The following is a 23,157-nucleotide window of genomic DNA, read 5'->3' on the forward strand; positions in this document are numbered from 1 at the left end:
CCGCGAACACCGGCGAAGCCGGTGCCATCCACTGCGTTGCCTGTTTCGCGGCTAAAGCCGCTCCCACAGGGTTCGCGCCAGCGTCCTGATAATCAGCAGGGCAGTTGTTCCCAGGTGCATGCAGCGCGCGCTCCCCATAAGCATCGAACTTTTCGATCTTAAGCGGCGATATTCAGCCTGCGCACCTGCGCCGGGCTGCTGATACAATCGGCCCAACTGAAATTTCCCACTTCCCAGGAGCACAACGTGCCCGTCGTCTTTGTCGCCGCTTGCAAACTCCCGACCCCCTACGCGATTTTCACCATGCATGGTTTCCTCGACGAAGCCACCGGCCGTGAGCACGTGGTGCTCAGCCTGGGTGACATTGCCGACGGCGAGCCGGTGTTGGGGCGGCTGCACTCCGAGTGCCTGACCGGCGATGCGCTGTTCAGCCAGCGTTGCGACTGCGGTTCACAGCTGGACGCCGCGCTGCAGGCCATCGCCCGCGAAGGCCGTGGCGTGCTGCTGTACCTGCGCCAGGAAGGCCGTGGCATTGGCCTGTTGAACAAGATCCGCGCCTACGAGTTGCAGGACGGCGGCGCCGACACCGTCGAGGCCAACGAGCGCCTGGGCTTCGCCGCAGACCAGCGTGACTACGCCATGTGCCTGCCGATGCTCGAGCACCTGGGCGTCAGCGCGCTGCGCTTGATGACCAACAACCCGCGCAAGGTCAAAGCCCTGACCGACATGCACATCAAGGTCGCCGAGCGCGTGCCGCTGCACACTGGCCACAACCCGCACAACCGCCTGTACCTGGCCACCAAGGCCGACAAGCTGGGCCACATGATGGGTAACAAGCACCAGGGCGAGGTGCCGCAGGCGTGACCCGTGGCGAGGTGAAGCGGCGCCTGGCGCTGGCCTGGTGGCAGTATCTGGCGGTCGGCCTGGTGCCGTTGCCGGTGATGGCCTGGGCTTTCGGTGGCGGCGAGCCGCTGATCCCGGTGCTGGCCATGCCGCTGTTCATCGCCGGCGCAGCCACCATGTTCCTCAGCCTGCCGCGCTTCGGCGCCTACAAGCGCACGCTGATCGCCACCGACAAGCACCTCGGCAGTGCCGAGGAGCCGGCCGCCTGGATCGAGCTGGCGCGGGTGCGGCGCCTGGCCATGCTGTATGCCTGTTTCCCGGCCTGGGTCGCCGCCTTGTCGGTGCTGGTCGGGCTGGAGGCGGTGCCGCAGATCCTCCTGGCGATTTCCACCGTGGTGCTGTTGTACCTCTACCGCATTCCGCGCCAGCTCGGCTGATGCGGGCGCTGCTCGTTCTGCTTGCACTGTTGAGCTTCGGCGCCCTGGCCGAGGCTGCGCCGCGGGTGGTCAGCCTGGCGCCGTCCATGACCGAGATCGTCGTCGAGTTGCAGGCACAGGACCTGCTGGTCGGCCTGCTCGATGGCGGTGAGCGCCCGGCATCGCTGCAGGATCTGCCCTCGGTGGGGCGCCACGGGCAACTGGACATGGAGCGGCTGCTCAGCCTCAAACCCGACCTGCTGCTGCTCTGGCCCGGCAGCGTGGCGCCTGCGCAGCGCGACCAGCTGCGGCGCCTGGGTATTGCCACCTTCAGCGCCGAGCCCGGCGACCTCGACCAGTTGATCACCCAGATCGAAGCCATCGCCCAGCGCCTGGGGCGTGAAGAGCAGGGGCGCGTGTATGCGGCCAGCCTGCGTGAACGACTGCACGGCCTGCGCGAGCGCTACCGGCGCGAGACGCCGTTGCGGGTGTTCTACCAGGTGTGGGACAAGCCCCTGTATACCTTGGGCGGGCGGCAGGTGGTCAGCGATGCGTTGCGGGTCTGCGGGGCGCGCAATGTGTTCGATGACCTGCCGCAACCGGCGCCACAGGTCAGCCTGGAGTCGGTGCTGCTGCGTGACCCGCAGGTGATCCTCGCTGGCGACCAGGCGCAACTGGCCAGCTGGCGTAGCTGGCCGAAGCTGAGCGCCGTGGCCGCTGGCCACTTGCTGGTGGTGCCTGACAAGGGCCTGGAGCGGCCCAGCGGGCAGATGATCGAGGCCACCGCGCGCTTGTGTGCCTTGCTCGACGCTACAGCGCCGGTGTCCAGGTGACGCTGAGCAGCCAGGTGCGACCCTCTTCGCGATAGCCGTACTGGCTGCCGTCGAAGCTGTACAGGGCGCGGCTGTACTCTTTGTCCAGCAGGTTGTCGAGCTTGAGCTCCAGCTTCACCTCATCCGTCGCCGACCAGCCGCCGCGTAGGCCGAGCAGGCCGTAGCCACCCAGGGTATTGCGGTTGGCTTCGTCGTCGTAGCTGCTGCTGACGGCCTGCCAGCTGCCGCCCAGGCTGAAACGCTCGAACTGTCGATCAAGGTCCAGGCTCAGCGTGCGCCGGGCGCGGCGGGCCAGGGTGTGGCCGCTGTCACGGTCGCGCGGGTCGATCAGTGCCAGGCCAAGCTGACTGTGCCATTCGCCCCATTGCTGCTGCAGCCCCAGCTCGAAGCCATTGATGCGCGCCGAGGCCACGTTGCGTGGGATCGAGTCGGCGCCGAAGATGATCGCGTCGCGCAGGTCGGTGCGGTACAGCGAGGCTTCCAGGCGGCTGTCGGCGGTCAGCTGGCTACGCCATTGCAGCTCGTAGCTCTTCGAACGCTCAGGGTCCAGGTTCGGGTTGCTGTACTGCGGGTAGTACAGGTCGTTGAAGGTCGGCGCGCGGAACCCCTCGCTGTAGGACAGCAGCAGGTCGTTGCTGGCGTTGACGGGCAGGGTGAGGCTGGCGCTCCAGGTGGTCTGGCCGCCGAACTGCTGGTTCTGGTCGCGGCGCAGCCCCAGCTCGGTGGAGAACCACTCGCCGGCGAAGCGATGCTGGGCGAAGACCGCACGGTTCCAGCGGCTGTCCTCGTCGAAGTTGGTGCTGGCATGCACCCGGTCCTGGTACCAGTCGCCGCCGAGCAGCAGGTTGTTGCGCGCATCCAGGGTGAAATCGTTCTGCCAGGTGAGCTGGTCGCGGTAGGTGTTGAACACCTGGCGTTGGTCGCTGAGCTTGTCGCGCTTGTCGTCACGGTTCTCGCTGTGGCCCAGCTCCAGGCGTGAATGCCAGGCGTCGTTGAGCTGGGCGTCCAGGTAGGTGCCGAGGCTGCTGAAGGTGAAGTCGGTATAGGGCTTCTGGCCGAACAGGCCGAACGGGTTGTCGTATTCGCTGCGCCCACGGCTGTCGAGCAGGTTCAGCCCGGCCTCGAAGCGTTCGTTGAACACGTGGCTCAGGCTCAGGTTCAGCGAGCGGTCGCGGTAGGCATCATGGTCGCCGTCGCTGGCGAATGACGGGCCGGTCGAATCGATCCCGGCGGTCTCGTCCAGGCTGGCGCCCAGGTTGAAACGGGTGTCGCCATCGCCGCCGGCCAGGCCCAGGCTGCGTTGCCAGGCCTGGTTGCTGCCGGCCGCCAGGCGCAGGCGGGGCTGCAGGCCCTGGCCGTGGCCACGGCGGGTGAAGATCTGGATCACCCCGCCGATGGCGTCGCTGCCGTACACCGCCGAACGCGAGCCGCGCAGCACTTCCACCCGTTCGATCTGCTCGACGTCGAGAAACTGCAGGCCGCTGTCGCCGGAGGTGGCATTGGCGATGCGCACGCCATCGACCAGCACCAGCGTCTGCGCGGCCTTGGTGCCACGGATGAAAATGCCGGGCAGGCTGCCGCGGCCGCCGGTCGGCGCCACTTGCACGCCGGGCACGCGGGTGAGCAGGTCGCTGACGCTGGTGGGTTGCAGGCGGTCGATGTCGCTGCGGGTGAACACCGTGTTGGCGGCGCTGGTGGCGCTGCGCGATTCGACCTGGCGGCTGGCGCTGATCAGTACATCGGGGAGCTTGAGGGCGTCGTCGCGGGAGGGTTCGGCGGCCAGGGCGGCGGCAGGGAGGCAGAGCAGGGAAAGCGTAGAGATCTTCATGGGCAGTTCAATTGAAATCGCGGGGCAAGTCGCATCGGCGCACCGCCGCTCCCACGCAGTCTCCGTGGGAGCGGGCTTGCCCCGCGATAGGGCCTTACAGGCCGAGCTTGGCCATTCGGGCTTTGACGGCAGCCTCGATCCCGGCGGCATCCAGCCCGCACTCGGCGAGCATCTGCGCAGGCTTTGCATGCTCGACATAGATGTCCGGCAGGCCCAGGTGCAGCAGCGGCTTGACCACCGCCTCGCGGGCGAGGAACTCACCCACGGCAGCGCCGGCACCGCCCATGATGGCGTTTTCTTCGACGGTCACCAGCAGCTCATGGCCAGCGGCCATTTCCAGCACCAGGGCTTCGTCCAGCGGTTTGACGAAGCGCATGTCGACCACGGTGGCGTCGATCTCTTCGGCGACCTGCAGGGCTTCGCTCAGTTGCACGCCGAACACCAGCAGGGCGACCTTGCTGCCCCGGCGGCGGACCACGCCCTTGCCGATCTCCAGTGGCTCGAGGTCGCCGCTGATCGGCGCGTTCGGGCCGGTGCCACGCGGGTAGCGCACGGCCGCCGGGCCCTTGTAGTGGTGGCCGGTGCTGAGCATCTTGCGCAGCTCGTTCTCGTCGCTCGGGGTCATTACCAGCATGCCGGGGATGCAACGCAGGTACGAAAGGTCGTAGGCCCCGGCGTGGGTCGGGCCGTCCTCGCCTACCAGGCCGGCGCGGTCGATGGCGAACAGCACGTCGAGGTCCTGCACCGCCACGTCGTGGATCAGCTGGTCATAGCCGCGCTGCAGGAAGGTGGAGTAGATCGCCACCACTGGCTTGGCGCCTTCGCAGGCCATGCCGGCGGCCAGGGTGACCGCGTGCTGTTCGGCAATTGCCACGTCGAAGTAGCGCTCGGGGAAGCGTTCGCTGAAGTCGACCAGGTCCGAGCCTTCCTTCATCGCCGGGGTGATGCCCACCAGGCGGTTGTCGGCGGCGGCCATGTCGCACAGCCACTGGCCGAACACAGCGGAGTACTTCGGCCCGCTCGGCTTTTTCGGCGCGACCGGCTTGTTGGCCGGCTCCAGCTTGGTGATGGCGTGGTAGCCGATCGGGTCGACCTCGGCCGGGGCGAAGCCCTTGCCCTTTTTGGTCACCACGTGCAGGAACTGCGGGCCCTTGAGGTCACGCATGTTGCGCAGGGTGGCGATCATGGTCGGCAGGTCGTGGCCGTCGATCGGGCCAATGTAGTTCCAGCCCAGCTCTTCGAACAGGGTGCCGGGCACCAGCATGCCCTTGGCGTATTCCTCGGTGCGGCGGGCGATTTCCCAGGCGCCAGGCAGGCGTGACAGCACTTTCTTGCTGCCTTCGCGCATGCTGGCGTAGGTGCGGCTGGAGAGAATCTTGGCCAGGTAGTTGGACAGCCCGCCGACATTGCGCGAGATCGACATGTCGTTGTCATTGAGAATGACCAGCATGTCGGCATTCACTTCCTGCGCGTGGTTCAGCGCTTCGAAGGCCATGCCGGCGGTCAGTGCGCCGTCGCCGATCACCGCGATGGATTTGCGCGGATCGTTCTGCAGGCGGGCGGCGATGGCCATGCCCAGCGCGGCGCTGATCGAGGTGCTGGAGTGACCGACGCCAAAGGTGTCGTACTCGCTCTCGCTACGGCGCGGGAAAGCGGCGATGCCGTCCTTCTGGCGCAGCGACAACATGCGGTTGCGCCGGCCGGTGAGGATCTTGTGCGGGTAGGCCTGGTGACCGACGTCCCACACCAGCCGGTCATCCGGGGTGTCGAAGACGTAGTGCAGGGCGATGGTCAGCTCGATGACGCCCAGGCCGGCACCGAAATGCCCGCCGGTCTGCCCCACGGTATAGAGCAGTTCCTGGCGCAGCTCGTCGGCCAAAGGCTCGAGGTCGGCTTCGGCCAGCCGGCGCAGGCCAGCAGGCGTGTCGGCGCGGTCGAGCAACGGCGTGACCGGGCGTTCGCGGGGGATCTCTTGAAACGTCGTGGGCATCAGGCGAGTCGTTATAGGTTTGAAGACGCGGCAGTTTACCCCATTGTGGGAAAAGCTGCCCATTCAGACGGGGGTATCAGCAGGGATCTGTGGGCTCGTGGGAGCGGGCTTGCCCCGCGATGCGATGTCAGGGCAACCGCCGTCATCGCGGGGCAAGCCCGCTCCCACGCGATCCGGTCAGGGCTTAATGACGGCGTTCGACGATATAGCGAGCCAGGGCCCGCAGCGGCTCGGCGCTGTCACCGAAGCCGGCGAGGGCGCCCAGCGCCTGGTCGCGCAGTTCCAGGGCATAGGCCTTGGCGGCGTCCAGCCCGAGCAGCGCCGGGTAGGTCGGTTTGTCGCGGGCGATGTCGGCGCCCTGGCGTTTGCCCAGGGTGGCGGTGTCGCTCTCCACATCGAGGATGTCGTCCTGCACCTGGAAGGCCAGGCCGATGGCCTGTGCATAAGTCTGCAGGGCGTCGAGCTGGGCCTGTTCGGCGCGGGCGCTGGCCAGGGCGCCGAGGCGCACGCTGGCTTCGATCAGCGCGCCGGTCTTGTGCCGGTGCATGTATTCCAGGGCCTGCTGGTCGAGCTTGACGCCCACCGAGCCAAGGTCGATGGCCTGGCCGCCGACCATGCCGGCGGGGCCTGCGGCCTTGGCCAGGGCCTGGACCATCTGCAGGCGGATGCTGTCGGCTTGCGGGCTCAGCGCCGGGTCGAGCAGGGCGCTGAACGCCAGGCTTTGCAGGCCGTCGCCGGCGAGGATGGCGCAGGCTTCGTCGAAGGCTTTGTGGGTGGTCGGTTGGCCGCGACGCAGGTCGTCGTCGTCCATCGCCGGCAGGTCGTCATGCACCAGCGAGTAGGCGTGGATCAGTTCCACCGCGCAGGCCGCCCCGTTGGCCTGTTCGGCCGGCGCGCCCAGGGCCTCGCAGGCGGCGTAGGCGAGCAGCGGGCGCACGCGCTTGCCACCGTTCATCACGCTGTAGCGCATGGCGGCGTAAAGGCGCTCGAGTTCTTTGGAGGGGGCCTTGAACAGCGTTTCCAGTGCGGCGTCGACCCGCACCTGGGCACTGGCCTGGTAACCGCCGATCATGCCTCTGGCTCCGCGTCGAACGGCTGGGCAGCCAGCTCGCCGTCACGTTCCAGCAGGATCTGCACCTTTTGCTCGGCCTGGGCCAGGGCGCCCTGGCAGTCACGGGTCAGGGCGATGCCTTGCTCGAAGGCGGCCAGCGACTCTTCCAGCGACAATTCGCCGTTCTCCAGGCGCTCGACCAGGGCTTGCAGGTCGGCGAGGGACTGTTCGAAATCGATGGAGGCTTTTTTGCGGGCCATGGCGACTGTCTCGGTGGTATTCAGAACGGCGCGACACTAGCAGAGCGGGGCAGGGGGAGCAAATCAGCAAGGCTTTGGTCTTATTTTGTAGCATTTGTGCCGGTGCGGATGTCTTGCAAATCCAGTCGTTTTCAGATTGTGAGGGGGTTGGCCCTCTGCCATACTCCGCGCCCTCTGGCCCGCGGGCTGGCGCCCCCCCTTTGATGTCACGTAACGGACTACGTTGTGAGCTTCCTTTCTATCGAATTCGGCCTCTGCTTCACGCTGTTCTTCATTGTCTACTGGAGCCTGTGCTGGAGTGCACGGCTACAGAACCTCCTGCTACTGGCGGCAAGCTATGGCCTGGTGGCGAGTTTCAGCCTGAACTCGCTGTACATCCTGCTGGGCTACAGCGCACTGGTGTACCTGCTTGGGCTGCTGGCCGGGCGCTACCCCGGGCGCCGGTTCTGCGGCGTGCTGCTGCTGACCTTGGTGCTGGGCTGCTTCTACCTGTTCAAGTACCAGGCATTCTTCGTCGAAGGCGTGCAAGCCGCGCTGGCGGCGGCCGGGCTGGACGTGTCGCTGCCGTTGCTGGAACTGCTGGTGCCCATCGGCCTGTCGTTCTACACCTTCCATTCGGTCAGCTACCTGGTATCGATCAACCGTCGCGAACTGGCGCCGGCCACGGCGCTGGACCTGGCCCTGTACCTGGCGTTCTTCCCCAGCCTTGTGGCCGGCCCGGTCAACCGCGCCCTGCACATGCTGCCGCAGATCCGCCCGCAGGGCTTGCGCCAGGTGCTGGAGCCACAGCGGGCGCTGGGGTTGATCGCGCTGGCGGTGGTCAAGCTGTTCTTCCTCAGCGCCTGGCTGGGCAGCGAGTGGGTCGACCCGGTGTTCGAAACCCCGGGCAGCTTCACCCCCGAGCAGGTGCTGCTGAGCGTGTACGGCTACAGCCTGCTGATCTACTTCAACTTCAGCGGCTACACCAACCTGGTCACCGGCATCGCCCTGCTGCTGGGGTTCCGCCTGCCGGAGAACTTCAACGCACCTTATGCCGCGCACAACCTCAAGGAGTTCTGGGGGCGCTGGCACATCAGCCTGTCGCGCTTCATCCGCGACTACGTCTATATCCCGCTGGGCGGTAACCGCAAGGGCGTGTGGCGCGGCAACCTGAACATGCTGCTGGCGATGCTGGTTTCCGGGCTGTGGCATGGCGCCAGCATCAACTTCATTCTGTGGGGCGCGCTGCACGGGGTTGGCCTTGCCCTCTCGAAGCTGTTCAGCCAGCTGCTGCCAGGCTTTGCGCAGATGCCGGGCGCTGGCCTGCTGGCACGCCTGATGACCTTCCACTACGTGGCCTTTGCCTGGATCTTCTTCCGCAGCCCGACGCTGGACGGCGCCGTCGAGATGCTCGGCGACATCGCCCAACTGAGCCTGGCCGGGCTCAACAGCGCCACCGGCCTGATGCTGCTGGCCTGCGTGCTGTACATCGCCACTTATCCACAGTGGCTGGCAGTGCTGCGCAAGGGCTTTGCCGCCAGCCAGCGGCTGCCCTGGCAGCTTTACCCCGTGCCGTTGGGGATTGGCGTGTCGCTGGTGATTTTCGCTTCGCAATCGGGTGTGCCGGGGTTCATCTATGCAAGCTTCTGATAGCAAACAGCTGTTTCAGGTGCAGATGGGCGCGGCCCGTGCGTTGTACGCGATCGTGGTCACTACCGCCTTGTTGTTCTGGCTGAACCAGGACTCGATCAGGCTGTACTGCCAGCAGAAGTACCACCAGAGCTGCGAGATCCCGCTGCTCGGCCAACTGCCGGCCTGGCGCTTCGGGGCGCAACTGACGGTGGCGCTGGAGCAGGGCCGCGACAGCGTCATCGCGCAACTGCAAGAGGCGCAGCAGCAGGTCGCAGGCCCATTGCCCGAGGTGCTGCCCGCGCCGATGCCGGTGGTCACGGTCAACCTGGAAACACCGGCGGCGCTGGCCCAGCCCTTGCCGGCGACGCCAGTGGCCTTGCCTGCGCCTGCACCCCAGCATGCCCTGCCGCCTCAGGTGGCCGTTGCAGCACCGCCGGCGGCACCTGCCCCGACCTTGCTGCAACCTGGCACCGTGGTTTCCCTGGCCGCCGGCGACGACGTACTGCTGGTCGGCGACTCGCTGATGCAGGGCGTGGCCCCGCACCTGGCCAACAGCCTGCGCAAGCGCTACCAGATCCGCACGGTCAACCTCAGCAAGCAGAGTACCGGCCTTGCCTACCCGGGCTTCTTCAACTGGCCGAAAACCGTGGCCGAGACCCTCGCCCACGAGCCGAACATCCGCCTGATGGTGGTGTTCCTCGGCCCCAACGACCCCTGGGACATGCCCCAGGGCAAGGGCAAGCCGTTTCTGCGCTTCAAGTCGCCGGAGTGGGAAGTGGCCTATCGTGCACGTATCGACTCGATCCTCGACCAGGCCCGTGCGCACAACGTGCAGGTGCTGTGGGTCGGGCCGCCGAACATGGAGAAGCCGCGGCTGTCCACGGCCATGGGCTACCTGAGCGACCTGTACCAGCAGCAGACTGCGCTGTACGGCCAGCACTATGTGTCGGCCAACCCGATCCTCGGCTATACCGACGACGGGTTCGCCGCGACGGTGCTGACGCCCGAGGGCAAGCGGGTCAAGGTGCGGGTCGATGACGGCATTCATTTCACCATCACGGGCCAGAAGATGATCGCCGCACAGGTACTGTCGCTGATCAGCTTGCCAGGCCTGACCGTTACAGGACACTAAGATGCGCCAATGGCATCACTTGCTGGGCCTGGCCCTGCTGATCAGCGCCGTACCTGCGTGCAGCACCGGCGCCAACAGCGTGGCCACCCAGCCCGCCGCACGGCCGGCAGCCGCGCCCGTTGTGCGCCAGGACGGCAACGTCGGCCTGCTCGCCGGCAAGTTGCGCAATGCCGGCCGCGCGCCGGTTGGCATCGTCCAGCTGGGCGACTCGCACACCGCCGCCGACCTGTTCAGCGGTGAGCTGCGCCGCCTGTTGCAGGCGCAATACGGCGATGGCGGTATCGGCCTGGTGCCGGCTTCGTCGGTGCCGGGTATCCGCAATGACCGAGTGATCATCAAAAGCGAGGCGCGCCAGTGGCAACTGGTGTCGGCACGCAACCAGCAGAGCAGTCAGTTCCCGCTTGGCGGTTACCTGTCGCTGCCGCAGGCCAACCGCTCCAGCGTGCTGTTGCAGGCGCGCGATGAAGACCGCCAGCGCTACAAGGTTTCGGCGCTGTACCAGTCCACCGGCAATGCCACGTTGCTGGCCAACGGCGGCCAGCGTCGCCCTTTGGCCATCACCAACGGGCAGTGGCGCTTCAGCCCGGCCTTCGCCAATCTCGGCCTGCCGCTGCAACTGGGCGTCGAGGGCGGGGGCAACATCGCGTTGGGCGGCTGGTACCTGCAGGGGCAGAGGAATGCCGGGGTGATCTACTCGGCGCTGGGCATCAATGGTGCCCGCCAGGAGGTGGTGGACAAGTGGCAGCCGGGTTGGCTCGACAGCCTCAAGGCTGTGCGACCGGACCTGGTGATCCTGGCCTATGGCACCAACGAGGCCTTCGACGACACGCTCGACCTGGGGCTGTACCAGTCGCAGCTGGAGGCGACGCTGCGCAGCCTGCGCAAGGACCTGCCGCAAGCAGCGATCCTGCTGGTCGGGCCGCCGGACTCTATCAAGCGGCGCAAGGCGGCGAGTTGCGCGGCGCGTCAACCACAGCCGCTGGCGTCGGTGATCCGCATTCAGAAGCAACTGGCACAGCGGCACAAGGCGCTGTTCTGGGACTGGCAGGCGTTCATGGGCGGGCCGTGCTCGATTGCCGGTTGGCAGGCCAATGGGCTGGCGCGGCCAGACCTGGTGCACCTGACGGCTGACGGCTATCGCAAGAGTGCGGCGGGGTTGTATGCGTTCTTGAAGGGGCCGTTGGGGTTGCGTTGAGCTTCAGGCCCTATCGCCGGCAAGCCGGCTCCCACCCCGACCGTATAAACCCAAGCTATGCGCTATCCCTGTGGGAGCCGGCTTGCCGGCGATAGGGGCGCAAAGCGCCCCCGACAAAGGTCAGGCCGGCTCGGTCTCAAGCGCCAGCATGGCTTGGCGATAGCGCGCCAGCTCCTCGATGGTCAGCACCGGCAGGTTGTACTGCCGGGCATACACCGCTACCTGCTCACCCCGGGCCATGCTGCCATCGGGGTTCATCAATTCGCACAGCACCGCCGCCGGGCGCAGGCCGGCCAGGCGCGCCAGGTCCACCGAGCCTTCGGTGTGGCCGCGGCGGGTCAGCACGCCGCCGTCGCGGGCGCGCAGCGGGAACACGTGGCCGGGGCTGACGATATGCCGCTGCTGCGCGGTGGAGCGCAGCGCCGCTTCGATGGTGGTGATGCGGTCCTGTGCCGAGACACCGGTGCTCACGCCCTCGGCCGCCTCGATGGTGACGGTGAAGCCGGTACCGTGGCGGGCCTGGTTGTTCGGCACCATCGGCGCCAGTTGCAGGGCGTCGACGGTGGCTTCGTCCAGGCACAGGCAGACGATGCCGCTGCAGTCGCGGATCATCATGGCCATGGTCTGCAGCGAAAGGTTCTCGGCGGCGGCGACGATATCGGCTTCGTCCTCGCGGTCGTCGTCGTCGAGCAGCAGCACCGGGCGCCCGGCCTGGAAGGCGGCGATGGCGGCAGTGACGTTGGGGAATTGCTTGGAGTGCAAGGTGGACATGAAACGCTCCTCGTGAATGATCGATGAACGTCTCGGGGCGAACAAAATGCGCGCGCAGGGGCGCCCGGATGGCCCCTGCCTGACGCCTTCTTTCATCCGGACTATGACCGTCGGCTCTGGAGTCGCACCAGATCTGCTGACCCCCGGCATGGCCGGGGCGCTCGCGGGCTCATCTTTCGATTTACCGCCGGTGGGGACTTTCACCCCGCCCTGAAGACCGGGCAAGCATACAGCACTGTGCCACCTTGCTGGCAAGCGGCCGGTCTACGACCTTCGGCGGTATCATGGCGGCAACAGCTCTGCGGAAGCGATGACATGGACACCTTGCAAGGCGCCGGCGGCAAGCCGATCAAACTGTGGACCGACGGCGTGCCGGTCGAAGACGAGGCCCGCAAACAGCTGCTCAACACGGCGCAGATGCCGTTCATCTTCAAGCACCTGGCGGTGATGCCGGACGTGCACCTGGGCAAGGGCTCGACCATCGGCAGCGTGATCCCCACGCTGGGCGCGATCATCCCGGCGGCGGTGGGGGTGGACATCGGCTGCGGCATGATCGCCGCGCGGACCTCGCTGCATGCCCGTGACCTGCCGGACAACCTGCACGGCCTGCGTACGGCCATCGAGCAGGCCGTGCCCCACGGCAAGACCTTCGGTCGCCGCGACCAGGGCGCCTGGGACAACGTGCCCAGGCAAGCTGACCAGCAGTGGCAAGGCCTGGCCGGGCGCTTCAAGGCCATCACCGACAAATATCCACGGCTGGAAAAGACCAATAACCGCCAGCACCTGGGCACCCTGGGCGGTGGCAACCACTTCATCGAGGTCTGCCTGGACGAGGCCGACCGGGTCTGGTTCATGTTGCACAGTGGCTCGCGGGGCGTCGGCAATGCCATCGGCAACCTGTTCATCGAGCTGGCCCAGGCCGACATGCGCCAGCACCTGGCCAATCTGCCGGACAAGGACCTGGCCTATTTCAAAGAGGGCAGCCGGCATTTCACCGACTACGTGGAGGCGGTGGAGTGGGCCCAGGATTTCGCCCGGCACAACCGCGAGCTAATGATGAAGGCGGTAGTGGCGGCCACCCGCAAGGTGCTGGGCAAACCGTTCGAGGCCAGCCTCGAGGCGGTCAACTGCCACCACAACTATGTGCAGAAGGAACAGCACTTCGGCCGTGAAGTGCTGGTGACGCGCAAAGGGGCGGTGTCGGCGCAGAAGGGGCAGTTGGGCATCATCCCGGGCTCCATGGGCGCCAAGAGTTTCATCGTGCGCGGCCTGGGCAACGAGGAATCGTTCTGCTCGTGCAGCCATGGTGCAGGCCGGTTGATGAGCCGCACCAAGGCCAAGAGTCGCTTCAGCGTCGATGACCAGCGGCGCGCCACGGCCCATGTCGAGTGCCGCAAGGACAAGGACGTGATCGACGAGATCCCCATGGCCTACAAGGATATCGACGCGGTCATGCTGGCCCAGCGCGAGCTGGTCGAGGTGGTGCATACCCTGCGTCAGGTGGTGTGCGTGAAAGGCTGAAGTTGCGACCAGAGGCTGCGTTATCTACCGCAGGCATCGCCTGAGCGGGCTCTACCTTTTTGGCTCGCCCATTCCCGGGCAGCCAACAGGAATGACCCGCATGTCCCAGCGCCACACCTTCACCGCCGAAGACGTTGCAACCGCTTTCGAATCCCTCGAACCCCTTCTGTTCAGCCGCAAACGACGGACCGACGCCCAGGGCAACCCGGCGCCGAAAATGCTGGTCGTGGCCGGCGCCGAAGGCTCGGGCAAGACCTATCTGCTCAACAACTCGCTGCTGGCGAGCAGGCGCTATGATGACTACGTCAGTCTCTACGACCCGGCTTATCGCAAGCTGCATCCACAGTACGAGCAGATGAAGGCCGGCGGTGGCCGGTATGTCTACGCCCACACCGAGCAGTTCATCTGGCAGTTGGGCGGCAAGCTCTTCGAGCATGCGCTGGCCAACCACTACGACATCATCATGGAGACCGCGCTGGACGACGCGGCCTTCGCCGATGTACCGGCCCTGGCACTGCAGGCGGGTTACCAGTTGGAGCTGCACCTGATCGCCTGCCAGAAGGAATTCGGTCATTGGAACACCCTGGAGCGCGGGGTGAAGAGCGTTGCCGAGGACCAGCTCGAACGCTTCGTTTCCCTCAGCAAGATCGAGGTGTCGCAAGCCAATGCCGCAAGGATCATCGATGCCTTCGAGGCCGCCTGCCTGGTCAGTCCCGGCTCGCAGATCAGCTTGTACCAACGCGGCATGGAAACCGACCGGGAGAGCAGATTGCTGTGCCGCAGCGTCTGCTCCACAGCGTTGCAACTGGTACCGCAGGCGGCAGGGGCCGATGAAGCGTACTTCCAGCCGCCCCATATAGAGGGGCGGTTCGAGATTCGCCGTACGTCCCTGGATCAGGTGCCCAGTACCTATCCGCAGTACTTCCAGCTGGTGCATACCGGCATGGTCGATGATCAGGTGCGCAGCAACATGCTCAAGGCTTGCTGCGCAACGCTGGGCAAGGCCCAGGCGTTGAGTGAGCGGATCCCGGCCGACGTGTTCCGCGAACTGTCCCTGTATGTGCTCAAGTACTTGCATCCCTGAGCATCAGGGGTGTCACTCGGCTGGGCTGTTGAATGCCTGGCTTGGTGCTGGCGTTTCGTCGCAGGGGTAATGCTTGGCCATCCTTCTGTCGTGCAGGGCTTCAACACTGTTTTCTGGGGTGTATGCTTTGGCAAATTTTGGCAAATCCGGACGCAGCCATGAGCACCATGAACATTTCCCTGCCGGACTCATTGAAGTCGTTCGTTGACGATCAGGTCAGCCAGCGTGGCTACAGCACCAGTAGCGAGTACGTGCGCGAACTGATCCGAAAGGATCAGGATCGGCAACATCTACGGGGGCTGCTTCTGGCCGGGGCTGGCTCGGCTCCCACCACTTCGGTGGATGATGACTACTTCGAATCACTGCGGGCAAAGGTACGCAGGGGGTGAAGGCAACGGCCAAGCCAGTGATTCCCCGAGTGCTCGCGCGTGAAGATGTCGAGCATGCTGTCAGTTACTACCTTGCTGAGGCTACAGAGCAAGTCGCAGTCGGATTCATCGATGCGCTTCAACAAGGCTACTGGCATATCAGTCGCCATCCGACATCGGGTATCAGCCGCTATGGCCACGATCTGGATCTGCCTGGGTTGTTCTGCTGGCCGTTGAAGCGTTACCCCTACCTGGTGTTCTACGTCGAGCGCGATGACCACATCGATGTTTGGCGTGTTTTGCATGCCAAGCGCGACATTGCTCAATGGTTGGCCGACGACCTCATCCATTAGTTCGATGGGGGCGCGTAAGACGCGCATGACAACCTCAGGCTATGCCCGGTGGCAGAAAAATGCGGGGGTAGGGTGCAGGCATTAAAAAGCCGGCTTGTGGCCGGCTTCTCGGGGACGATCTTGGCTCATTTTTGATAAGCCGCAATCGCCTTAAACGGTTGGCAACATGGCCTGAAAAAGATGGCGGACGGCTGTGTGAGGCGTCGCCAGGCCCTCTGCAATGCGGCTTGCACCATCAGGGGGCGTGATGTGGCGCGTAGCATACTAGGGCTCGCCGGGGATGCCCAGCAAAAAGTGGTGCGAAGTGTTTCAGCATGGCCGCGCCGGGCGCAGGCAGGACCACCAGAACACCCAGCCGAGGATCTGCAGTTTCTGCGTTCTGCGCTGTGGGGCGGTGAAGCGCTCGACCGGGTGGTTGAGGCGGTCGTGGCTGTGCAGGCACAAGGTGCCGTTGTTGCCTTGGGTGAGTCGGTGCACGCGCAACTGTCCGTTGTGCAGCAGTGCGTAGTATTCGCCTTCGATCACCCGGGTGAGGGTGGAGTCGATGGCCAGCAGCGTGCCCTGGGGCAATAGCGGCGCCATGTTGCTGGCCGGCATGCCGATACAGAAGGCGTTGTGCGCGGCAACGCCGACGCTGTCGAGGGCTTGGCGGGGGATCGGTTGGAACAGCCCGGGTGTGGCACTCAGGCTACCCTGCTGCAGCTGGTGCAAGGGCAGTTGCACGCTTTGCGTGCCCAGCGCCAGCAGCGGCGCTGGGCCCTCGGTGGGAGCATGCGCAGGGCGGGCAGGCGCGAGAGGGTCGGGATGTTTGGGGCCTTCGCCGCTACGTAGCCAGCGCGGGTACACGCAGAACAGGTCGGCGATTTCGTCGAGCCGAGCTTGTGGCACGCCACGCTTGAACCAGTTGTTGATGTGTTGGGGCGTGACGTTGCGCTGGGCAGCAAAGTCGGAAGGGGTCAGGTTGCACTCCTGCAGGAGGGCTTTGAGGCGATCACCGGATGAGTTCATGGTGGCGAGTCTATCGCCCTCATTAATGTGTGGAAATGAACTCGATGTGGAGGCGATCTGTGGGAATCATTGCGGTTCGCAGGCATTTGCCTAGGAGCAAGTAGGAATTTTCCATCGCCCACAAAAAAGCCCTGCCGAGGCAGGGCTTTTTCATGCATCAGCTTCAGCCCTTGTAGGCAGCAACCGACTTGGTGATCGCGGCGCGGGCGGCGTCGGCGCCTTCCCAGCCTTCGATCTTGACCCACTTGCCCTTCTCCAGATCCTTGTAGTTGGCGAAGAAGTGCTCGATCTGCTGGATCAGCAGGGCTGGCAGGTCGGTGTATTCCTTCACGTCAACGTACAGCTGGGACAGCTTGTCGTGCGGGACGGCGATGACCTTGGCGTCGCCGCCGCCGTCGTCGGTCATGTTCAGCACGCCGACCGGGCGGGCGCGGATGACCGAGCCCGGGGCAACCGGGTACGGGGTGACGACCAGCACGTCCAGCGGATCGCCGTCGTCAGCCAGGGTGTTGGGGATGAAACCGTAGTTGGCCGGGTAGAACATCGGGGTGGCCATGAAGCGGTCGACGAACAGGGTGTCGCTGTCCTTGTCGATTTCGTACTTGATCGGCGCGTGGTTGGCCGGGATCTCGATAGCGACGTAGATGTCGTTCGGCAGGTCTTTGCCAGCCGGGATCTTGCTGTAGCTCATTGGGCTATGCCCCCGTGTTTGATCAAAAAAAAGTGGCGCGATTATAGGCACATTCCGACAGGGCATGCCACGCCCGGCCTGATGTGCGGGGCTGTCAGGCGTGGTTTTCGCGGTAGTCCGGATGCTCGGCCTGCAGGCGTGCCAGACGGGCCAGCGGGTCCTGGCGGTAGAACAGCGACAACTGAAGGTAGACCTTCGGATAAGCGGCGTGCAGCAGGTCGGGGGCGCTGAAGAAGTACTCGCTGCTGACGGCAAAGAACTCCGCCGGATTCTCCGCCGCGTAGGGGTCGATGGCGGTCTCGGCGTCGGGGTTGGCGTCGAGCTGACGGTTCAGGTCATCGTAGGCGTGCTGCATGGCGTTGGCCCAGTCTTCGACCTGCATGCCGCTGTGCAGAGGCGGCAGGCCGTTGGCGTCGCCATTGAGCATGTCGAGCTTGTGCGCCAGCTCGTGGATTACCAGGTTGTAGGCCTCCCAGCCGCCGCTGGTCAGCACCCCCGGCCAGGCCAGGATCACCGGGCCCTGTTGCCAGGCTTCGCCACTGTGCTCGGCGTCCCACACGTGTTCCACGCCGCTGCTGTCGCGGTGGCGCTGGGGGCTGACGAAGTCGTCGGGGTAGAGGATGAGCTCATGGAAGCCCTGGTACCAGTTCAGCTCGCCCAGGTGCAGCAGTGGCAGCTGGGCCTGGGCGGCGAGGAACAGACGCTGCTGGTCATCCAGTTCGACCCCGGGCAGGGCGGTCAGGTGCTTGTCGTGCAGGAACAGCACGCAAGCCTCGCGCAGCCAGCGGTCTTCGTCGTCGCTGATGCCGTCGAGCATTGGCAGGCGCTGGCGGATGGCCTGCCACAGTTGATCATCGACCGGGTAGCGGGCCAGGGTGCGCCGGCGCCGCCAGGCGCTGAACGACCACATTTGCGTCAGTGGGCCTTGGCGGTGCGGCCCAGGCGGCCGCGCAGCAGGCCGAGGAGCATCGGCACCAGCGACAGGATGATGATGGCCACCACCATCAGCGACAGGTGTTGCTTGATGAACGGCACATTGCCGAAGAAGTAGCCCAGCGTGACCAGGCCGCCCACCCACAGCAGCGAGCCGGTGATGCTGAAGGCCAGGAAGCGCGGGTAGTGCATGTGGGCAATGCCGGCGACGAACGGCGCGAAGGTACGCAGGATAGGCAGGAAGCGCGCGAGGGTGACGGTCTTGCCGCCATGGCGGGCGTAGAAGTCGTGGGTCCGCTGCAGGTAGTCCTGGCGGAAGATCTTCGACCTGGGGTTGCTGAACAGCCGTTCGCCTGCCGTGCGCCCGATCACATAGTTGGTGCTGTCGCCGAGGATCGCTGCCGCCATCAGCAGGCCGGCCAGCAGCACCGGGTCCATGCCGCCGCCTGCGGCCACGGCACCGGCGATGAACAACAGCGAGTCACCCGGCAGGAAAGGCATCACCACCAGGCCGGTTTCGCAGAAAATCACGGCGAACAGGATGGCGTAGATCCAGGGGCCGTAGTTGGTGACCAGCAGATCAAGGTAGGCATCGAGATGCAGGATGAGGTCCAGCGGGTTGAAATCCATGTACAGCACCTGAGTTCATGACCCGCTTCCACGGGCGCGCGATGACGGACAGCGTCTTGGGCGTGGGCAGATTCACCTGGGGAAAGGTAACTTTTCACACATGACTGGACGGGGATTATACGGCGAAGTCGCGATCGTGCCCGGAGAGTTTGTAGCGGGGGGTTACGATGGACTCACGCATAACCTGTGGGAGCGGCTTTAGCCGCGAAGCAAGCGACGCGGTGCATGGCACCGGCTGCGCCGGTGTTCGCCGCTGAAGCCGCTCCCACAGGGCCTGCCATGCCAATTACATCTGTGCAGATCTGTGAGAACAGCCTCGCGCAGCGCTTGCGATCAATCCTGGCTGATCGGCAGGATGTAGTTCTCGAACTCGGTGTCCTTGCGAAAACCCATGGACTCGTAGGTCTTGCGCGCCACCTCGTTGTCGCTGCTGGTGGACACGCGCATGCGCACGGCGTTCGATTCCTTGGCCATCTTCTTGGCTTCGCGCATCAGGTGGTCGGCCACCAGCATGCGCCGCGAGTCTTCGGCGACGTAGATATCGTTGAGAATCCACACACGTTTGAGCGACAGCGACGAGAAGCTCGGATAGAGCTGGCAGAAACCCAGCAACTTGCTGTCGTCGTCGACGGGCAGGGCGAGGTAGATGATCGATTCGCCGCGCTTGAGGCGCTTTTCCAGGAAGCTGCGGGAGCTGTCCGGGTATGGCAGCTGGCCATAGAACTCACGGTACTTCACAAACAACGGCGTGAGCAGGTCGAGGTGCTCCAGGGTAGCCTTGATGATTCGCATGTGCGGGCCTCAGTGTCCATTTGGGGGATACGGCGGATTGCCAGCAGTCAACAGCATGCTGCCTAAAGCAGCCTACAAGTGCAATCCGCCTTCCGTGACATGTTTTTTACCCATCTCCTAGCAGGAAGTTTCCATTTTTTTTGCCCGAATTGTCACTTTCAATGCTGTGGACCTCGGCCTCATCCTTCAGATTCACCCCTGAAAGCTGCCTTTTGCAGGCTTCGCGCATCAGGTACAGCAGGCGATGGGCGGCCATGCCATAGCTCAGGCCTTCCAGGCGTACGTTGGAAATGCAATTGCGATAGGCGTCGGTCAGGCCGACCTTGGGCGCGTAGGTGAAGTACAGCCCGAGGCTGTCGGGCGAGCTCAGCCCCGGGCGCTCGCCGATCAGCATCACGGTCATGCGTGCCTTGAGCAGCTCGCCCACTTCATCGGCCACCGCCACCCGGCCTTGTTCCACCAGCACCACCGGGGCGCTGGTCCAGCCGTCGGCGGCGGCCTGCTCCTCGAAACGGCTGAGGAAGGGCAGGGTGTGGCGGTGCACGGCCAGGGCCGACAGGCCGTCGGCGACGACGATGGCCAGGTCGACGCCCGCCGGGTTGGCCTGGGCGTGTTCACGCAGTTGCTGGGCAGAGTCCGCGTGCAGGCGCCGGCCAAGGTCGGGGCGCTGCAGGTACTGGTTGCGGTCGCTGGCGGCGCTGTGCAGCAGCAGGCTGGCGCGGCCACGATCACTGAGCTGCTGGCGCAGGCCGGCATGGTCGAAGGGCAGGTGCACGGCATCGCGGGCCTGGGCGTGGGCGTACTGGAAGTCCAGTTGGGCGCTGGTCGGCAGGCTGATACCGGTGCGGCCCAGGGCGATGCGCGCCGGGGTGAGGTTACGCAAGGCCAGCCAGGGGTTTTGCTCGGTGGGGGTATGTCGGTCCATGGGCGCTCCTAGGCCAGCTGCGCGAGCGCGTGGCGGAAGGCCGGCGGCAGGTTGTCGCCGAAGCGGACACGGCCATCGGCCTGGGTGAAGATGCCGGTGCGCTCGAGCCATGCTTCGAATTCCGGCCCGGGTTTGAGGCCGAGGGTTTGCCGTGCATACAGCGCATCGTGGAACGAGGTGGTCTGGTAGTTGAGCATGATGTCGTCGGAGCCGGGGATGCCCATGATGAAGTTGATCCCGGCCACGCCCAGCAGGGTGAGCAGGGTGTCCATGTCGTCCTGGTCGGCTTCGGCATGGTTGGTGTAGCAGATGTCGCAGCCCATCGGCACGCCCAGCAGCTTGCCGCAGAAGTGATCCTCGAGGCCGGCGCGGATGATCTGCTTGCCGTTGTAGAGGTACTCCGGGCCGATGAAACCGACCACGGTGTTGACCAGGAAGGGTTTGAAATGCCGGGCCACGGCATAGGCGCGGGTTTCGCAGGTTTGCTGGTCGACGCCGTGGTGGGCGTTGGCCGACAGGGCGCTGCCCTGGCCGGTTTCGAAGTACATCAGGTTTTGCCCGAGGGTGCCGCGCTTGAGTGACAGCCCGGCCTCGTAGCCTTCCTGCAGCACGTTGAGGTTGATGCCGAAGCCGGCATTCGCCGCTTCCGTGCCGGCGATCGACTGGAACACCAGGTCCAGTGGCACGCCACGGTTGATCGCCTCGATGCTGGTGGTGACGTGGGTCAGCACGCAGGACTGGGTGGGGATCTGGTAGCGCTGGATGATGTTGTCGAGCATCACCAGCAGGTCGCAGATCGAGGCGATGCTGTCGGTGGCCGGGTTGATGCCGATCATGGCATCGCCGTTGCCGTACAGCAGGCCGTCGAGGATGCTGGCGGCGATCCCGGCGGGTTCGTCGGTGGGGTGGTTGGGTTGCAGTCGTGTCGACAGCCGCCCACGCAGGCCCATGGTGCCGCGGAAGGCGGTGACCACACGGATCTTCTGCGCCACCAGCACCAGGTCCTGCACACGCATGATCTTCGACACGGCCGCGGCCATTTCTGGTGTCAGGCCGGGGGCCAGGGCGCGCAGGCTGTGCTCGTCGGCCTGCTCGCCGAGCAGCCAGTCGCGCAGGCCGCCGACGGTCAGGTGGCTGACCGGGGCGAAGGCCTGCGGGTCATGGCTGTCGATGATCAGCCGGGTGACTTCATCGTCTTCGTAGGGGATCAGCGCTTCGCTGAGGAAGTGCTTGAGCGGGATGTTGGCCAGGGCCATCTGCGCGGCGACCCGTTCGCCATCGTTGCTGGCGGCCACCCCGGCCAGGTAGTCGCCCGAGCGTGCCGGGCTGGCCTTGGCCATGACCTCTTTGAGGCTGTCGAAACGGTAGAGCTGGTTGCCCACCGTGTGTACGAAACTTGCCATACAGAATCTCCAGAGCGCCGCAGGGCTGGCCTGCGGCGCGGGTCGACGATCAGTGCAGGGCCTCTTCGGCCTTCTGGATCGCGGCGAATTCCTCTTCCGGCGTGCCGGCCACCAGGTGGTGGCGGCTGTAGAACGCAAAGTAGGCAATCAACACCGCGTAGATCACCGCGGCGCCAATCACCACCCGCGGGTCGACCAGGAAGCCGGCGACCACGGCGATGCAGGCCAGCACCAGGGCCACGCCCGAGGTGAAGATGCCACCGGGGGTGCGATACGGGCGCTCCATTTTCGGGCGACGGATACGCAGGGTGATGTGCGCGGCCATCATCAGCACATAGGACAGCGTAGCGCCGAATACCGCCACCAGGATCAGCAGGTCGCCCTGGCCGGTCAGCGACAGGGCGAAGCCGATGATCCCGGGGATCACCAGGGCCAGTACCGGGGCTTTGCTCTTGTTGGTCTGCGACAGTTTGCGCGGCAGGTAGCCGGCACGGGACAGTGCGAAGATCTGCCGCGAATAGGCGTAGATGATCGAGAAGAAGCTGGCAATCAGGCCGGCCAGGCCGACCAGGTTGACGAAGCCGCCCATCCAGGTGGAGCCGCCGTAGGCTTTGGCCAGCGCCTCGACCAGCGGGTTGCCCGAGGCCTTGAGGGCGTCGGCCCCTGCGCCGCCGGGGCCGACCACCAGGATCAGCAGGGCGAAGGCCAGCAGCACCAGCATGGCGCCGATCAGGCCGCGCGGCAGGTCACGTTTGGGGTTCTTGGTTTCTTCGGCGGCCAGGGGCACGCCTTCGACGGCGAGGAAGAACCAGATCGCATAGGGGATCGCGGCCCACACGCCGACATAACCGAACGGCAGGAAGCTGCTTGCACCGACAGCGTCGGTCTTGGCGATGTCGAACAGGTTGGCTGCATCGAAATGGGGCACCATGCCGATCAGGAACACCGCCAGGGCGATGGCGGCGACGGCGGTGATGATGAACATCAGTTTCAGTGCCTCACCCACCCCGAAGATGTGGATGCCGATGAAGATGATGTAGAACGCCAGGTAGATCATCCAGCCGCCGATGCCGAACAGCGACTGGCAGTAGGCACCGATGAACACGGCGATTGCTGCGGGGGCGATGGCGTATTCGATGAGGATCGCCGTGCCGGTAAGGAAGCCGCCCCAGGGCCCGAAAGCGCTGCGGGCAAAGCCGTAGCCGCCGCCGGCGGTGGGGATCATCGAGGACAGCTCGGCCAGCGAGAAGCACATGCACAGGTACATGGTGGCCATCAGCAAGGTGGCGAGGAACATGCCGCCCCAGCCACCCTGGGCCAGGCCGAAGTTCCAGCCGGCGTAGTCGCCGGAAATCACGTAGGCCACGCCCAGGCCGACCAGCAGGACCCAGCCGGCGGCACCTTTTTTCAGTTCACGTTGCTGGAAATACTCGGAATTGACCTTTTCAAAGTCGACGGAAGAGCTTGCCGGCGCGCCGGCGGAATGATCGCTTGGCATGGATTCACCTGTTTTTCTTCT

General features: G+C 65.3%; 23 protein-coding genes and 1 riboswitch. Of the genes, 10 read left to right on the top strand and 13 right to left on the bottom strand.

From position 1 onward, the window contains the following. The first annotated feature begins 246 nt into the window (after positions 1-246). The 3 genes from ribA to EJA05_RS03110 are packed head-to-tail and all read left to right on the top strand — an operon-like array spanning position 247 to position 2,092. Complete coding sequence (gene ribA / locus EJA05_RS03100) at positions 247-864, top strand: GTP cyclohydrolase II (RefSeq protein ID WP_125462436.1); 618 nt, start codon at positions 247-249, stop codon at positions 862-864. Beyond that, a complete protein-coding gene (locus EJA05_RS03105; RefSeq protein WP_125462437.1) occupies positions 861-1,280 on the top strand; it encodes an MFS transporter in 420 nt (139 codons plus the stop codon). The genes ribA and EJA05_RS03105 overlap by 4 nt, the downstream gene beginning before the upstream one ends. Then, positions 1,280-2,092 (top strand): cobalamin-binding protein, encoded by an 813-nt coding sequence (locus tag EJA05_RS03110; RefSeq protein ID WP_125857278.1) that lies wholly within the window; start codon positions 1,280-1,282, stop codon positions 2,090-2,092. Before EJA05_RS03105 ends, EJA05_RS03110 begins: the two co-directional genes overlap by 1 nt. On the opposite strand, the gene EJA05_RS03115 is transcribed toward EJA05_RS03110, so the two are convergent. The 4 genes from EJA05_RS03115 to EJA05_RS03130 form a co-directional block, all read right to left on the bottom strand. Beyond that, on the bottom strand, positions 2,070-3,920 hold the full coding sequence (locus EJA05_RS03115; protein ID WP_125857279.1) for a TonB-dependent receptor domain-containing protein: 1,851 nt from the start codon (positions 3,918-3,920) through the stop codon (positions 2,070-2,072). The two genes, EJA05_RS03110 and EJA05_RS03115, sit on opposite strands and share 23 nt — an antisense overlap. A 94-nt stretch (positions 3,921-4,014) precedes the next feature. Next, positions 4,015-5,910 (bottom strand): 1-deoxy-D-xylulose-5-phosphate synthase, encoded by a 1,896-nt coding sequence (gene dxs, locus EJA05_RS03120; RefSeq protein ID WP_125857280.1) that lies wholly within the window; start codon positions 5,908-5,910, stop codon positions 4,015-4,017. A gap of 184 nt (positions 5,911-6,094) precedes the next feature. Continuing rightward, positions 6,095-6,982 (bottom strand): polyprenyl synthetase family protein, encoded by an 888-nt coding sequence (locus EJA05_RS03125; protein ID WP_125857281.1) that lies wholly within the window; start codon positions 6,980-6,982, stop codon positions 6,095-6,097. After that, complete coding sequence (locus EJA05_RS03130) at positions 6,979-7,221, bottom strand: exodeoxyribonuclease VII small subunit (RefSeq protein ID WP_011531978.1); 243 nt, start codon at positions 7,219-7,221, stop codon at positions 6,979-6,981. The genes EJA05_RS03125 and EJA05_RS03130 overlap by 4 nt, the downstream gene beginning before the upstream one ends. A 225-nt stretch (positions 7,222-7,446) precedes the next feature. Between EJA05_RS03130 and EJA05_RS03135 the strand changes: the two genes are divergently transcribed. From EJA05_RS03135 to EJA05_RS03145, 3 genes are read left to right on the top strand one after another with little or no spacing between them, the layout of a single operon-like run. Then, on the top strand, positions 7,447-8,850 hold the full coding sequence (locus EJA05_RS03135; protein ID WP_125857282.1) for an MBOAT family O-acyltransferase: 1,404 nt from the start codon (positions 7,447-7,449) through the stop codon (positions 8,848-8,850). Then, positions 8,837-9,964 carry an SGNH/GDSL hydrolase family protein gene (locus tag EJA05_RS03140; protein ID WP_223811885.1) on the top strand — a complete coding sequence of 376 codons (1,128 nt, stop codon included), beginning with the start codon at positions 8,837-8,839 and terminating at the stop codon, positions 9,962-9,964. Before EJA05_RS03135 ends, EJA05_RS03140 begins: the two co-directional genes overlap by 14 nt. Position 9,965: 1 nt before the next feature. Next, the gene (locus EJA05_RS03145; protein ID WP_125857283.1) at positions 9,966-11,159 is read left to right on the top strand and encodes an SGNH/GDSL hydrolase family protein; all 1,194 of its coding nucleotides are present in this window, start codon (positions 9,966-9,968) and stop codon (positions 11,157-11,159) included. A gap of 120 nt (positions 11,160-11,279) precedes the next feature. Here the strand turns inward: EJA05_RS03145 and ribB are convergent, their stop codons facing one another. Continuing rightward, a complete protein-coding gene (gene ribB, locus EJA05_RS03150) occupies positions 11,280-11,930 on the bottom strand; it encodes a 3,4-dihydroxy-2-butanone-4-phosphate synthase (protein ID WP_125857284.1) in 651 nt (216 codons plus the stop codon). Positions 11,931-12,010: 80 nt separating this feature from the next. Then, a riboswitch (FMN riboswitch) is annotated at positions 12,011-12,152 on the bottom strand. A gap of 93 nt (positions 12,153-12,245) precedes the next feature. Between ribB and EJA05_RS03155 the strand changes: the two genes are divergently transcribed. The 4 genes from EJA05_RS03155 (at position 12,246) to EJA05_RS03170 (ending at position 15,256) form a co-directional block, all read left to right on the top strand. Further along, a complete protein-coding gene (locus EJA05_RS03155; RefSeq protein WP_125857285.1) occupies positions 12,246-13,451 on the top strand; it encodes an RtcB family protein in 1,206 nt (401 codons plus the stop codon). Positions 13,452-13,551: 100 nt separating this feature from the next. Further along, positions 13,552-14,535: a zeta toxin family protein gene (locus EJA05_RS03160; protein ID WP_125857286.1), complete on the top strand. Its 984-nt coding sequence runs from the start codon at positions 13,552-13,554 to the stop codon at positions 14,533-14,535. 158 nt (positions 14,536-14,693) lie between these two features. Continuing rightward, the gene (locus tag EJA05_RS03165) at positions 14,694-14,924 is read left to right on the top strand and encodes a type II toxin-antitoxin system ParD family antitoxin (protein WP_125857287.1); all 231 of its coding nucleotides are present in this window, start codon (positions 14,694-14,696) and stop codon (positions 14,922-14,924) included. Then, on the top strand, positions 14,921-15,256 hold the full coding sequence (locus EJA05_RS03170) for a type II toxin-antitoxin system RelE/ParE family toxin (RefSeq protein WP_125857288.1): 336 nt from the start codon (positions 14,921-14,923) through the stop codon (positions 15,254-15,256). The genes EJA05_RS03165 and EJA05_RS03170 overlap by 4 nt, the downstream gene beginning before the upstream one ends. Before the next feature lie 309 nt (positions 15,257-15,565). Here the strand turns inward: EJA05_RS03170 and EJA05_RS03175 are convergent, their stop codons facing one another. The 8 genes from EJA05_RS03175 to eat all read right to left on the bottom strand — a co-directional run bounded on the left by EJA05_RS03175 (position 15,566) and on the right by eat (position 23,136). Continuing rightward, positions 15,566-16,264, bottom strand: coding sequence for a LexA family transcriptional regulator (locus tag EJA05_RS03175; RefSeq protein WP_125857289.1), 699 nt, complete (start codon positions 16,262-16,264; stop codon positions 15,566-15,568). Positions 16,265-16,427: 163 nt separating this feature from the next. Beyond that, a complete protein-coding gene (ppa, locus tag EJA05_RS03180) occupies positions 16,428-16,955 on the bottom strand; it encodes an inorganic diphosphatase (protein ID WP_003255365.1) in 528 nt (175 codons plus the stop codon). A gap of 94 nt (positions 16,956-17,049) precedes the next feature. Beyond that, positions 17,050-17,865 (bottom strand): M90 family metallopeptidase, encoded by an 816-nt coding sequence (locus EJA05_RS03185; protein WP_125857290.1) that lies wholly within the window; start codon positions 17,863-17,865, stop codon positions 17,050-17,052. Between the two features lie 5 nt (positions 17,866-17,870). Beyond that, a complete protein-coding gene (locus EJA05_RS03190) occupies positions 17,871-18,518 on the bottom strand; it encodes a DedA family protein (RefSeq protein WP_125857291.1) in 648 nt (215 codons plus the stop codon). A 333-nt stretch (positions 18,519-18,851) separates the two neighbouring features. Beyond that, positions 18,852-19,310 carry a GNAT family N-acetyltransferase gene (locus EJA05_RS03195; RefSeq protein ID WP_125462452.1) on the bottom strand — a complete coding sequence of 153 codons (459 nt, stop codon included), beginning with the start codon at positions 19,308-19,310 and terminating at the stop codon, positions 18,852-18,854. Between the two features lie 106 nt (positions 19,311-19,416). Further along, positions 19,417-20,235 carry an ethanolamine ammonia-lyase subunit EutC gene (gene eutC / locus EJA05_RS03200; protein ID WP_125857292.1) on the bottom strand — a complete coding sequence of 273 codons (819 nt, stop codon included), beginning with the start codon at positions 20,233-20,235 and terminating at the stop codon, positions 19,417-19,419. A gap of 8 nt (positions 20,236-20,243) precedes the next feature. Next, positions 20,244-21,638 (bottom strand): ethanolamine ammonia-lyase subunit EutB, encoded by a 1,395-nt coding sequence (locus EJA05_RS03205; RefSeq protein WP_125462454.1) that lies wholly within the window; start codon positions 21,636-21,638, stop codon positions 20,244-20,246. Positions 21,639-21,687: 49 nt separating this feature from the next. Continuing rightward, entirely contained in the window at positions 21,688-23,136 is a 1,449-nt protein-coding gene (gene eat, locus EJA05_RS03210; RefSeq protein ID WP_125857293.1) for an ethanolamine permease, read from the bottom strand. Between the last annotated feature and the right edge of the window lie 21 nt (positions 23,137-23,157).

The sequence above is a fragment of the Pseudomonas oryziphila genome (assembly GCF_003940825.1).
Classification (GTDB): domain Bacteria; phylum Pseudomonadota; class Gammaproteobacteria; order Pseudomonadales; family Pseudomonadaceae; genus Aquipseudomonas; species Aquipseudomonas sichuanensis.